The following is a 12719-nucleotide window of genomic DNA, read 5'->3' on the forward strand; positions in this document are numbered from 1 at the left end:
TTCTACAATCCGCGTCGAAAGCACTCAGCACTGAGCTGGAAAAGCCCGGTCGCCTTCGAACGGAAAGTGGCTTAAACGAACACTTGGAGCGGCACGAAAACGTAACAGGTCCATCTCGGTGGTGGCCCTATGTTTTGCGCTTCACTAAAAAGCTTTGCTTTGAGTTTACAGTTAAAGGGGCGGGAAGTGTGAATTCGCTGCGATCTCAACGAAGGTCCGGTTCGCTCTTTTCGACGGTATTTGGCAAGGTAAACGCGGAAAGAGTAGTCTCCTTTATGCCACTTCGAGGAACACTCTTCCCAAGGTGTCTTCCGAAACGGCTCCGGGCGCACCGATCGCGACCAGACGAGTTTCCGGCTTGCGCGTTCCCCACTTCTCGTCCCGGGCAATGTCGATACGCTTGCCGACGACTTGCACGACAATACGGTGCTCCGGGTCTTCCTCGCTATAGACAAACCCTTTCACCCGGTAGACCTCACCGGGCAGTCCCTTGATTGCGTCTCGCAGGCCGGAGAGATTAACGGGAAGATCCGAGCGTAGCATCGTGGTCGAGAACTTCGACGCGTGGTTATGGTGATGCTCATGTTCGGGGCAACCGCAGCCTGGGCCATGGGCGTGTTCTGACGGTTCCGCATCCAGTTGTTCGGCGGCAAAGCGTCCGACCGAGAGCAGGATATCGAGTGGCACCTCCGCGTTGACTGCTTCCACCAGCCTGTAGCGACGGAAGCGCGATCCCAGCCAGTCATGGACTTTCTGGACCGTCTCGCGCTCCACAAGGTCAACCTTGTTCAGGATCACCATGTCCGAGAATGCGAGGAGCATGCGGTCTTTGTGAACAAACCGGATTCCGAATTGCTGTGAACGGAATCGTCGTCTGGGAAATTGCAAGACCAGAGACACGAGGTGATCCCATCTTCAATGGAACAATAGACATGGATCGGGACATGTTGCGTGTGTGCCAAGAAAACTCACTGGAAACGCTTGGTGTTGAAATCCCGTTCGAACAAGATTTTTTCACTGCACACACACGCATTGTGGTCTGCCAAACCCAAAGCTACTGATCGCTGGCGGACTTCTTAGTTTCGACAGAAGACCAGCGGAACATCCGAAACCAGCCTTTCAACTGAAAACGGCCAATGGCAGCAAAGTCCGCAATCTGTGAGTTCGACGAGGCCCGGAGTTCGCGCTTGCGGCGAATGTCCGGAAAGCGGGCTGCAACCGCAGAATTCAGAACTAAGGTCGAACGGCAGGATTGGGCCGGTGCCGATGCCATTCTATTCGTGAGTGTGCGTTTTGTTGGGGTCATAAATAGGTTTGGACACAATTGCGGCGCTAGTGTTGAGACCATTTGCCGAGACGCTCAGCGTGGTCCCGATTGAAAGTCCGGGCTGAACATGGGCGACGGCAAGAGATTTGCCCATCCGGTGCGAATAGCAGGGGCTGTTGATGGTGCCGACGCGTCGACCGTCTAGCATCAGGGCTTCACCGCCTTCGACCATGTCCGGGTGGTCGATGTCGAGGCAAACGTTGTTGACCTTCTCAGCGCCTTTCGCCGCCATGACCGCCGATTTGCCGCGGAAATCACCCTTGGTGCTGCTCACCGTGAAGCCCAGACCAACCTCCCACGGGGTGTTGTCCTCGGTCATGTCGTAGCCGTAGAACAGCAGGCCCGCTTCGATGCGCACCTTGTCGAGCGCAGTGAAGGAACAGGGCATTACACCTGCCTCGACCAGTTTGTCCCAGATGTCGGTGATCACCGAGCCACCCGCGAAAATCTCGTAACCGCGTTCACCAGAGTATCCGGTGCGTGAGATGCGGCAAGAATGGCCGAAGAGCGTTGCTGGCGCGTGCTCGAAATAGGACAGAGTGCTCAGGTCGATATCCGTATGCGCGTTTAGAATATCCAGCGACGCAGGTCCCTGAACCGACAGATCATGCAGATCATCGGTGAACTGCACCTCAACATCGCGCCCTTCCGCCGAAGCCTGCAAGAGCGCCATCGTGTCGCCCGAACCATGCACGATCATCCATTCGTCGCCGCCGTTGTTTGACACGATCGCGTCGTCGGCGATCCCGCTCTGATCAGTCAGAACGCATAGATAGGCCGCCTTTCCCGGTTTGACCTTTGACAGATCGCGTGAAGTCAGGTGATCGAGTACCGCCTGAGCGTGAGGACCACGCACGAAGACCTTTTTCAAGGGTGACATATCAAACATGCCCGCGCGCTCGCGGACCGCATCGTGTTCGTCGCCCGGATCGGTGTTGTAGGTCCAGGCGGTGCCCATCCCATTCCAATCCTCCAGCCCCGAGCCGAGTGCCGTGTGGCGGGAAGCAAGGGCGGATGTGCGGCTGAGTTCTTCGGTCATGGGTGTTCCTTTCTAGTACCATTCGTCCGGCATCTGTGCCTTGCGCTCGGATACGAAGTCCTCAAGCGCGACTCGGATGTCGGGTTTCATTTCGGGTTGTTGATAGTCGTCCAACATCTTTTGCCATCGCGAGGTGGCGCGTTGATCAGCGGTCAGCGCGCCATTTTCAGACCAGGTCTCGAATGGGCCGGCGTCAGATATCTGTGGCTCAAAATTCGCCGTCGTGTAGTGGCGCAGGGTGTGACTGGTCGACAGAAAGTTCTCGCCCAGATCCGTCTCATAGTAGGCATCCCGGCCAAAGGCCTCGTTATCGGTATCGAAACCTTGCAAGAGCTTCAGCATCGCACCGCAATGATCGAGGTCCATGATGAATTTCTCATAAGACATCACAAGCCCGCCCTCGAGCCAGCCCGCTGCATGCCAGACCTGATGCGCACCAGAGAGCAGCGTGGACCACATCGCGCCGGTGCTGTCCTGCATCGCCTGCCCGTCGGGTGCGTTGGACGCGGTGATCTGCCCCCCGCCAGAGCGCACCGGCACGCCCAGCCTTCGACCCAGTTGCGAAAGCGCCATGGTGGTCATGTTCGCCTCGGGCGAGCCAAATGTCAGCGCGCCGGTGCGCAGATTCATTGTCGAGTGGAACGAACCGAAGACCACAGGACAACCGGGGCGCACAAGTTGCGCAAGAGCGATGCCAACCATGGCTTCGGCCAGCGTCTGTGCCGCCACCGCAGCCGGGGAAAGTGGCCCCATGGCACCGGCAAAAATCGCGGGCGACACACAAACGCATTGGCCGGCTTCTGCATAGATGCGCAGGGCCGAAGACATGGTGTCATCATAGATCAGCGGCGAGTTGGCGTTGATATTGGCCTGCATCACTGCGTGGTGTTCCATGGCGTCGCGGCCGAAGACGAGGCGGGCCATTTCGATACTGTCGCGCGCGCGCTCAGGTGCAGTGACAGAGCCCATGAAGGGCTTGGTCGACAGCGTCAGATGCGCCAGCATCATGTCCAGATGCCGCTTGTTCACCGGAACATCTGTCGGCTCGACAACCGTGCCCCCCGAATGGTGCATGGTGGGCGCAAGATAGGCCAGTTTCACGAAATTGCGGAAATCCTCCAGCGTCGCATAGCGCCGACCCTTTGCCAGGTCGCTGACAAACGGCGAGCCATATCCGGGCATCAGCACAACTTTGTCGCCGCCAAGTGTCACGGTCTTGGCCGGATCGCGGGCATGTAGCTGAAACTCAGCCGGAGCCGTGGCACACAGCGCGCGAACATGGCCCGGCTCAAACCTTACACGTTCAAATTCGACCCGCGCGCCCGCTTTTGCGAAGAGATCCAGCGCCGTTTGGTCCCCACGGAACTCGACACCGATCTTGTCCAATATCCAGTCGGCCTGATCTTCGATGCGGGCCAATGCCGTTTCATCTAGCAATTCGTATGCAGGTATCTTGCGGCCAGTGAACGGCGGGCTCTCGCATGGCGCGTTGTGACGGGACAGACGACCCCTGCGCGCGCTGCTGCGGCGACCCTGAGGTGCTGACATGCCTGATGTTGCGTTTAAAGGTTCCAACGCGATCTCTTCGCTTTGTAAGACTGATTGAAGTTTTTGGGTTTAAAAATATGTTTGAAAATCGAAATTTTCTGTCCGCTACGTACAAATAATTTATACTCATCTTTATGACTGCCCGCTTTCATCACCATGATCTGCTGAGGCTTTTTGCCGAGATCGCACGTCATTCCAGCTTTTCGATGGCGGCTGTGGCACTTAATATGACGAAAGGCGCGATCAGCTATCAGATCAAAACGCTTGAGGCCGATCTGGGGATGAGCCTGTTCCAGCGCACTCCGCGCGGCGTCACTCTGACCGGAGAAGGGTTGAAGCTATTGGCGATCTGCCAGAGCCGATACGAAGAGATCGAAACCGAAATTCAGGTCTTGAAGGGGGTCTCGACCCTCTCTCTGACAGTTGGTGTTTCGACCTATTTCGCGGCGCGCTGGCTGTCGCCACGTCTGATGACCTTCATGCAAAGCCACCCTGATGTGCAGCTTCGCATTCAGCCGATGATCGAATTCTCGGCACATGAATTGCAGGGAGTGGGTCTGACAATCCGATGGGGCAACGGGAACTGGAAAGACGGCATCGTGACACCGTTCATGTCCATGCCGCCCTTTCCAGTGGGCAATCGGGCCGTCGCAGACCTGGTCAACAGGCTGGGCATGCAAGCCGCGATACCGCATCTGACCCTGCTTAGAGATCGCGATGACAGCACCGCCTGGTCCGATTGGCTGAACGCCGCAGATCTGCCCACGCAATCACGGCGGGATGTGTTGATCGTGCCGGACCCGAATGTCCGAATTCAGGCCGTCATCGACGGGCAAGGGATCGCTTTGATGGATGATCTGGTTCGGGATGACCTTAAGGCGGAACGGCTTTTTCGATTGTCCGAGATCGATTTGTCCGATTACGGATATTTTCTGGTTCAACCCCACAGCGCCGCTTCGAGTGAAGCAGTGAAGGCTTTCTCGAACTGGCTTCTCGGCGAAGCCTGAAAAGACCCTCTCTTGAGTATTCTACCAGAAATTATTATACGATGTATAAATACACTGCAGGAGACTCCGAATTTGCCCACAGGACATATCATGATGGCGATGAGCCTGGACGGCTTTGTCGCGCGGCCCGATCACCGGTTGGATTGGTTAGAAAAGCAACCGACCGAGGATGAAGATCACGGCTTTGTTGCCTTTCAGGACAGTGTCGATGTGATCGTAATGGGCTCGGGCTCTTATCGGACGGTGCGCGGTTTCGGAGCCTGGCCCTATGCCAAACCGGTTGTGGTTCTCAGTCGGACGATGAACGCCGACGACATCCCAGACGATCTGCGCGACAAAGTGGAGGTGTCAGACATGGCACCCGAAGACTTGATGGCAAGCTTTGAGGCAAGAGGTTTCAACCGCGTCTATGTGGATGGCGGCGCGATCATTCGCTCGTTCCTGAAGGCCGGGCTGGTGGAAGACATGCGGATCACCCTTGTTCCCATCCTGATCGGTGAGGGCATCCGGATATTTGGCGAGACCAAGGGCGACGTCGATCTGGAACTGGTGTCGGTCAACAGCTTTCCCTCGGGTCTGGTGGACCTCGATTACAGGCTGAAAGCCGCGTGACAAAGGCGTCTTTACCCGGGCGGCCGCCGAAGGCCGCTCAGCGTCTTTCGAAACAACTGATCGTGAAGACTGCCTTGCCGATCGTCCAGGACAAGGGCGTTGACGCGCTGTCGTTTCGCATGCTTGCGGATCGCCTTGGGGTCACCCCGATGGCGGTGGCCTATCACGCCGGCAGCAAGAAACAGCTTCTGTCCGATCTGGTGGAATACGCATTCGCCGGCGTCCTGGATGGCGTGAAGGGGGGCACGCCGGTCGAGCGGGCCCGAAGCATCATGGCGACCTACTATGGGTATGCCTTGAAGAACGCCAACCTTTTGCGCGCGATCCTTGAGGATGTTAAGCTGATGAGCGCGGATTTGACAGACGTGGCGGCGGACCTGAAGGCCAGCACGGACCAGCTTGAATACAGCGATGGCGGCGATGTTCTTGTTCACTTGCTGATCGACTATGCGCACGGGTTTGTGCTCTCCGCATCCAGCGGAGCAAACAATCCCCTAACAATTGAAGACTATCTCCGCGGTATCGACTGGATTCTTAGTCGAGCGGCTGGAGGCCGTGAGACCATTAAATGAAAAGCACGCGCCTCAGAGGTGCGATCCACGGATATTATGTCGACGTGAACACCATATTGGGCTTTGTCTTCGTGTCTGTAGGTGGGATTGTCGGCTTAGGGGGCTGATCTAACCCAGCAGACGTTGACCTCGGAGCAACCTCATAATTTGCGCCCACAATTGATAGCAAACCTAAGGCTCGGAGCCTTCCCCAGGCAAAAATGGTGCGAGTTTCAGGGTTGGGTGTTCAGCCGCCCTTCGATAAACCATGCATGGTTCCACGATGTTAGTTTTCTTATGCCACGCGCCTCCTGAATAACGGGATGCCCTTGGATAAAGTTTCGTTCCTGCTAGGTCATGCCACCCTGCAGCAGACCCAGAAATATGCGAAGTATGCCAGGCGCCCCGCTGCCGATGAGGCTAGGGCGATGCTTAATCAAAACACGGCCTGAAAATATCGCTGGCCCCGGATTTGGCCTCCATATGGAGTTACTATACTTTAAGTGGAGGCCAGATGCCTTACAGGATGTTGTTTTTATTGACAAAAGTGGTGAGCCGTGCAGGATTCGAACCTGCGACCCACTGATTAAAAGTCAGTTGCTCTACCAACTGAGCTAACGGCCCACTCTTTTATTGGATCTTCTCGATCCGTGGCGCTCTTTACGGCAATTTCCCAACCGGGTTCAAGCCCTTAATTTGCGCCTCGTTTCGCTGAAACAACCTGTGTTTCCGGCGACCCGATAGGCGGCCTACTTAGGCAGGTGGCGCAGGGGGGTCAACCCCTTTTTTCACGATTCGACGCGACAGGGTGGATTCATGTTCCGACCGACGCTATATCGCCGCCATGCAACAGAAACTCGATACCGGATTGCCCTTTGTTAAGATGCATGGGCTGGGAAATGACTTCGTCGTCGTTGACGCGCGCATGCAGGATGTTTCGATTACCCCGGCTCTGGCCCGAGGAATCGGGCATCGGCATTTTGGTGTGGGATTCGATCAGCTGGCCGTAATCGAAAACGGTGCGGCGGACGCGCATCTGGTGTTTTATAATTCGGATGGATCAACTTCGGCGGCGTGTGGCAACGCCACAAGATGCATCGCACGAATGTTGATGGATGAGACGGGCAAAACCCAGCTGACGTTGACAACCGAACGTGGAACACTTTTTGCGCAGGACGCAGGTGATGGGCTGACCTCGGTCAATATGGGTCTTCCTCAGTCGGAATGGCACGAAATTCCGCTGGCTGAAGAGATGGACACGCTGGAACTGCCCATCGAGGGAGCACCGACAGCGACGGGTATGGGCAATCCGCACTGCACGTTCTTTGTTGAAAACGCCGAGGCGATACCGTTGGCCGAGTTCGGCGCGCGCTATGAACACCATCCTTTGTATCCCGAGCGCACCAATGTGCAGGTGGCTCAGGTTGTGGGTCCGGATCACATCCGCATGCGGGTGTGGGAACGGGGCGTGGGCATCACCCTGGCATCAGGGTCGTCATCCTGTGCAACTGCGGTGGCTGCGGCGCGGCGTGGGCTGACGGGGCGAAAGGTGCAGATTGATCTTGATGGGGGAACCCTTTGGGTTGACTGGCGCGAGGATGGTGTCTGGATGACCGGGTCAACCTGTCACGTCTTCTCGGGCACGTTGTCGCCCGAGTTCTTAGGGACGCTTGGATGAACCCGCCTAAATTCACCACATTGGGTTGCCGCCTGAACGCCTATGAAACCGAGGCGATGAAAGAGCTGTCGCAACAAGCCGGACTGACGGATGCCGTGGTGATTAACACCTGTGCCGTCACAGCTGAGGCTGTGCGCAAAGCGCGACAGGAGATCCGGAAACTGCGTCGCGAAAATCCGAACGCCCGGCTGATTGTTACCGGGTGCGCCGCCCAGACAGAACCCGACACCTTCGCGCAGATGGCCGAGGTCGATGCGGTGATCGGCAACACGGAAAAGATGCGGCCAGAAACCTGGAAAGGCATGGCCGCCGACTTTATCGGCGAGACCGAGGCCGTTCAGGTCGATGACATTATGTCTGTCACCGAAACGGCCGGGCACCTGATCGACGGGTTTGGCACACGCTCACGCGCTTATGTGCAGGTTCAGAACGGCTGCGATCACCGCTGTACCTTTTGCATCATTCCCTATGGCCGGGGCAATTCCCGCAGCGTGCCTGCCGGTGTTGTGGTGGATCAGATCAAGCGGCTGGTGGACCGGGGCTATCATGAGGTGGTGCTGACTGGCGTCGACCTGACCTCATGGGGGGCCGATCTGCCTGCACAGCCCAAACTGGGCGATCTGGTGATGCGCATCCTGAAGCTGGTGCCGGATTTGGCTCGCCTGAGGATCAGTTCGATCGACTCGATCGAAGTGGACGAGAATCTGATGCAGGCCATCGCAACCGAACCACGCCTGATGCCGCATCTGCACCTGTCGCTTCAGCATGGCGACGATCTGATCCTCAAGCGCATGAAACGTCGCCACCTGCGCGACGATGCCATTCGGTTTACCGAAGAGGCCCGGAAACTGCGCCCCGACATGACCTTTGGTGCCGACATCATCGCAGGTTTCCCAACCGAGACCGAAGCGCATTTCGAGAACTCGCTGAAACTGGTTACCGATTGCGATCTGACCTGGCTGCATGTTTTCCCATATTCGAAACGCGAAGGCACTCCAGCGGCTCGCATCCCGCAACAGGTGAACGGAAATGTAATCAAGGATCGCGCCGCCCGTCTGCGTGCGGCTGGGGACGTTCAGGTCAGGAAACACCTGTCAGATCAGGTCGGCAAAACCCACCGGATCCTGATGGAGAACCCGCATATGGGGCGGACGGAACAATTCACCGAAGTTACGTTCAATGCACCTCAGCCCGAAGGCCAGATCGTAACCGCCCGAGCCATTGGGGCGATTGATCACAGTTTGGTTGTCTGAAGGTCCGCAGCCTCGCCATCTGCGATAAGCAATTCTTCCATGAATACGCTTATCAGCTGCGCTCGCCCGTCAACCCCGGCTTTGGCATAGATCGAGGCGGTCTGCGCGCGCACGGTTCCTACGGCCCGCCCCCGGATGCGCGCGATGTTTTCGTTATCCAGCCCTTTCAGAACCAATAGACCCACATCACGCTCGGCGGTGGTAAGTCCCCAACGGTCGAAGAACGTGTTGATGACGACGCTCATTTCACCCTGCGCGGCCTGTAGGCCAAGCTTGGTCTGTTCCACCCTTGCCAGCAGGCGTCGAAGTTCAATCATGAAAAAAACAACTCCGGCAAGCAAAACAAATGCGACAAAAGCCTCAAGACTTACATGAGAAGGCCCCTCGCCTTCCTTCAAATCCAGAGCAACGTCGCCAAGGTAAAACACCACGCAAAGTACCTGAACAACGATCATTATCGACATAAGTACAGCCCGGTGAGCGTCTGCATCGCCGGGCCGCCAATGGCTGCTGATCCATTTGATCATTTGGTTGACCAATCCTCAGGTATATTCTTCCGCCCTGTTATCATAGCTTTTGCCAAAGCGACACCTGTTCGCCTCTGATCAATGACAACCCCGGCAACATGCAGCAGAACAGACAGCATCAGCCAGTTGAAGGCCAGTTCGTGCAGATCTTCGACCCATTCGATGCCAAAGAACCGAACCGTCCCCATCATGAACCCTGTCACACACAAAGCCAGCAGTGTCGCCCAGAGGTTATAGACCATTAAGGCCCCCAGAGGGTTGTGTGAAAGGTGCACGCTTTGGTCACCACGCCCCATGTCGCGCAGGTGGTTGAGTGCCGAACGGGGGCTGAAAGGGAAGGCTGCAAACCTGGCAAAAGCCGGACCCGTTAACCCCCAAAGCAACCGCAACAAGACCAAAGCCAGCACGACATAGCCCACATATTCGTGGAACGCGCCCTCGGGATTTGATATCCCCGCATTGATCAGAACGCACAAGACTACGACCCAGTGAACCAGCCGGACCAAAGGATCCCAGACCTGAACGTCGTGGGCGCCTGTGCGCCCACGATGCATCAATTCTGTTTCAGACATTCTGGTTACTGATCCTCAATCTTGACGACTTTACCGCTTGCAAGATCAACGTAAACCTCGGCCAGTTTACCATCCTTGACGACATAGGCTTCGATCTTGCCGTCTTCCGTCTCGATTTTGCGGACATCGAATCCCATGCCTGTCAGAGTTTGCCGAATTTCGGCTTCGGATTTTCCAAGCTCGGCATCGGGTGCGAGATCCAGTGCCAATACCGGCGTTGCAAATAGAATTGAGGCAAAAAGAATAGGAAGTTTCATTGTCGTGACTCCGTGTTTCAGACAAACGGCAGTTGATCAGCCGTTGTGGCTGATGTGCGCCTGTGAAGCTGTCCAATCCATTGACCCGGCGCTTATTTCGGTCAAATAAGCGCGCGCTGATGGAGGCTTGGAAAAAGAAAACCCCCGCAACCTGACGGCGCGGGGGCTGATTTAGTAAAATCCGGCAGGACGGATCGGATCAATCTTCCTTGCGGAGTTTGCCCTTGTGCGGTGCCCAGAGGCGCTTGTTGACCAGGTACAGCAGCACCGACAGAACGGTCAGGAAGATGACACCGACAAAGCCTGCGTTCTTGCGGTCTGTCAGCTTTGGCTCGGCCGCCCACATCAGGAATGCGGCAACGTCCTCGGCCATATGCTCAACCGTGTTCGAGTGCCCGTCCGCGAATTCGACCTGCTCGTCAGCCAGCGGAGGCGCCATCGAAATCCAGCCGCCGGGGAAGGCGGTGTTTTCGTAGAGCACTGCACCCGCTTCTTCTTTTTCGTGGCCAGTGTAGCCGTGTAGCAGCGAGGCGATGTATTCCGGGCCACCCATGCCTTTGACCAGCTGGTTGATGCCCAGGCCATAAGGCCCGTGGAAGCCAGCCCGCGCCTTTGCCATCAAGCTCAGGTCCGGAGCGCCGACGCCGGTATTGGCCGGGAAGTGATCGGTGGGGATCGCCGGGCGGAAATCGTCCAGCTCGGGGTCGAAGACTTCGAAGTTGCCAGCAGCGTATGCGATGACTTCTTCTTCCGAGTAACCCAGCGCTTCCAGATCGCGCAGCGGCACGTATTGCAGACCGTGGCAAGCCGCGCAGACCTCGGTATAGATCTGCAGGCCGCGTTGCAGCTGATGCTGATCCCAGGTGCCGAACGGGCCTTCGAACGAGAAGGCGAAATCTTCGATATGCTGCTCACCACCACCTGCTGCAATGGAAGCAGCAGGGGTCAGGGCCAGAGCAAACGCGGCGCCGATTGCAAGTTTCTTGAACATGTTTCCGGTCCCTCTTCTTACTCGGCCGGCGTGGCGTCGGCGTCAGCCTTGCCATAATGCGCGTTGAAGTCTTCTTCGATGGTCTCGGGCTGGGCCAGAGGTTTCTCGATCACACCAAGGATCGGCAGGATCACGAAGAAATAGGCGAACCAGTAGGCCGATGCGATCAGCGAGAAGGTCGCATAGGGTTCTTCCGCAGGCATCGCACCCAGCCACATCAGGGCGAAGAAGTCGATGATCAGCAGGTAGAACCACCATTTCAACATCGGACGGTACTTGCCCGAACGCACGCTCGACGTGTCCAGCCAGGGCGCCAGCGCCATGGCCAGGATCGCACCAAACATCGCCAGAACACCGAAGAACTTGGCGTCAACGATACCACCGGTGATGAAGCTGGCGAACTGAACAACCCAGACTTCACCGGTAAAGGCACGCAGGATCGCGTAGAACGGCAGGAAGTACCATTCAGGCACGATATGTGCGGGTGTCGCCAGCGGGTTGGCTTCGATATAGTTGTCCGGGTGGCCCAGATAGTTCGGCATGAAACCGACAACGGCCCAGAACACGACCAGGATCACGGCCAGCGCGAACAGGTCCTTGATCACGAAATACGGCCAGAACGGCAGCGTGTCTTTCTTCGCCTCGTCCTTCGAGCCGCGACGCACTTCAACACCTGTGGGGTTGTTGTTGCCCGTGGTGTGGAAGGCCCAGATGTGTACCACGACCAAAGCCGCGATGATGAACGGCAGCAGGTAATGCAGCGAGAAGAAGCGGTTCAGCGTGGCGTTATCCACCGCGGGTCCGCCCAGCAGCCAGGTCTGGATCGCGTCACCCACAAACGGAATGGCACCAAACAGACCGGTGATCACAGTCGCACCCCAGAAGGACATCTGACCCCATGGCAGAACATAGCCCATGAAGGCTGTGCCCATCATCATCAGGTAGATCAGCATGCCGACGATCCACGTGATCTCGCGCGGGGCTTTGTATGAGCCATAGAACAAGCCGCGGAAGATGTGGATGTAGACCGCAACAAAGAACAGCGATGCGCCATTCATGTGCAGGTAGCGGATGAAGTAACCGCCATTTACGTTGCGCATGATGTGTTCGATGCTGGCAAATGCCATGTCGACATGCGGCGTATAGTGCATCACCAGAATGATACCGGTGACAATTTGCAGCGCCAGGCAGAACGCCAGAACGATGCCCCAGATCCACCACCAGTTCAGGTTCTTGGGGGTCGGGATCATGAGGGTGTCATACAGCAGGCCAACAATCGGCAGGCGGCTGTTCAGCCATTTCTCGCCGTTTGTCTTCGGCTCGTAATGATCGTGGGGAATTCCGGACATAAGTTTGG

General features: G+C 56.9%; 14 protein-coding genes, 1 tRNA gene and 1 pseudogene. 6 read left to right on the forward strand and 10 right to left on the reverse strand.

All coding sequences use genetic code 11. The features are described from left to right. Window positions 1-273: 273 nt before the first annotated feature. From ACR3E2_RS12075 to ACR3E2_RS12090, 4 genes are all read right to left on the reverse strand, one after another. Complete coding sequence (locus ACR3E2_RS12075) at window positions 274-801, reverse strand: GTP-binding protein (protein ID WP_480492751.1); 528 nt, start codon at window positions 799-801, stop codon at window positions 274-276. A gap of 253 nt (window positions 802-1054) precedes the next feature. Next, entirely contained in the window at window positions 1055-1273 is a 219-nt protein-coding gene (locus tag ACR3E2_RS12080; RefSeq protein WP_480492752.1) for a hypothetical protein, read from the reverse strand. Window position 1274: 1 nt separating this feature from the next. Then, window positions 1275-2366, reverse strand: coding sequence for an aminomethyl transferase family protein (locus tag ACR3E2_RS12085; RefSeq protein ID WP_480482791.1), 1092 nt, complete (start codon window positions 2364-2366; stop codon window positions 1275-1277). 12 nt (window positions 2367-2378) lie between these two features. After that, window positions 2379-3914 carry a trimethylamine methyltransferase family protein gene (locus ACR3E2_RS12090; protein ID WP_480482789.1) on the reverse strand — a complete coding sequence of 512 codons (1536 nt, stop codon included), beginning with the start codon at window positions 3912-3914 and terminating at the stop codon, window positions 2379-2381. 134 nt (window positions 3915-4048) lie between these two features. On the opposite strand from ACR3E2_RS12090, the gene ACR3E2_RS12095 reads away from it, so the two are divergent. From ACR3E2_RS12095 to ACR3E2_RS12110, 4 genes and pseudogenes are all read left to right on the forward strand, one after another. Continuing rightward, window positions 4049-4921, forward strand: coding sequence for a LysR substrate-binding domain-containing protein (locus ACR3E2_RS12095; RefSeq protein ID WP_480482787.1), 873 nt, complete (start codon window positions 4049-4051; stop codon window positions 4919-4921). Window positions 4922-5011: 90 nt separating this feature from the next. Then, window positions 5012-5533: a dihydrofolate reductase family protein gene (locus tag ACR3E2_RS12100; protein WP_480482785.1), complete on the forward strand. Its 522-nt coding sequence runs from the start codon at window positions 5012-5014 to the stop codon at window positions 5531-5533. Continuing rightward, window positions 5530-6105 carry a TetR/AcrR family transcriptional regulator gene (locus ACR3E2_RS12105; RefSeq protein WP_480482783.1) on the forward strand — a complete coding sequence of 192 codons (576 nt, stop codon included), beginning with the start codon at window positions 5530-5532 and terminating at the stop codon, window positions 6103-6105. Before ACR3E2_RS12100 ends, ACR3E2_RS12105 begins: the two co-directional genes overlap by 4 nt. Window positions 6106-6389: 284 nt before the next feature. Next, window positions 6390-6536 (forward strand): annotated as a pseudogene (locus tag ACR3E2_RS12110) (hypothetical protein); the annotation flags it as partial. A gap of 96 nt (window positions 6537-6632) precedes the next feature. Here ACR3E2_RS12110 and ACR3E2_RS12115 read toward each other — a convergent pair. Next, window positions 6633-6708: transfer RNA gene (locus ACR3E2_RS12115), tRNA-Lys, on the reverse strand. A 220-nt stretch (window positions 6709-6928) separates the two neighbouring features. Here ACR3E2_RS12115 and dapF point away from each other — a divergent pair. Both dapF and mtaB read left to right on the forward strand, forming a co-directional pair. Then, the gene (dapF, locus tag ACR3E2_RS12120; RefSeq protein WP_480482781.1) at window positions 6929-7762 is read left to right on the forward strand and encodes a diaminopimelate epimerase; all 834 of its coding nucleotides are present in this window, start codon (window positions 6929-6931) and stop codon (window positions 7760-7762) included. Continuing rightward, complete coding sequence (mtaB, locus tag ACR3E2_RS12125; RefSeq protein WP_480482779.1) at window positions 7759-9015, forward strand: tRNA (N(6)-L-threonylcarbamoyladenosine(37)-C(2))-methylthiotransferase MtaB; 1257 nt, start codon at window positions 7759-7761, stop codon at window positions 9013-9015. The genes dapF and mtaB overlap by 4 nt, the downstream gene beginning before the upstream one ends. On the opposite strand, the gene ACR3E2_RS12130 is transcribed toward mtaB, so the two are convergent. From ACR3E2_RS12130 to petB, 5 genes are all read right to left on the reverse strand, one after another. Beyond that, complete coding sequence (locus ACR3E2_RS12130) at window positions 8997-9542, reverse strand: helix-turn-helix transcriptional regulator (protein WP_480482777.1); 546 nt, start codon at window positions 9540-9542, stop codon at window positions 8997-8999. The two genes, mtaB and ACR3E2_RS12130, sit on opposite strands and share 19 nt — an antisense overlap. After that, complete coding sequence (locus ACR3E2_RS12135) at window positions 9539-10114, reverse strand: cytochrome b/b6 domain-containing protein (protein WP_480482775.1); 576 nt, start codon at window positions 10112-10114, stop codon at window positions 9539-9541. The genes ACR3E2_RS12130 and ACR3E2_RS12135 overlap by 4 nt, the downstream gene beginning before the upstream one ends. Before the next feature lie 5 nt (window positions 10115-10119). After that, complete coding sequence (locus tag ACR3E2_RS12140) at window positions 10120-10371, reverse strand: PepSY domain-containing protein (protein ID WP_480482773.1); 252 nt, start codon at window positions 10369-10371, stop codon at window positions 10120-10122. Window positions 10372-10570: 199 nt separating this feature from the next. Then, window positions 10571-11362, reverse strand: a complete 792-nt coding sequence (locus ACR3E2_RS12145) for a cytochrome c1 (protein WP_480482771.1) — start codon at window positions 11360-11362, stop codon at window positions 10571-10573. A 17-nt stretch (window positions 11363-11379) separates the two neighbouring features. Further along, window positions 11380-12711, reverse strand: a complete 1332-nt coding sequence (gene petB, locus ACR3E2_RS12150; protein WP_267363184.1) for a cytochrome b — start codon at window positions 12709-12711, stop codon at window positions 11380-11382. Between the last annotated feature and the right edge of the window lie 8 nt (window positions 12712-12719).

The organism is Ruegeria sp. AL7, from assembly GCF_056536105.1.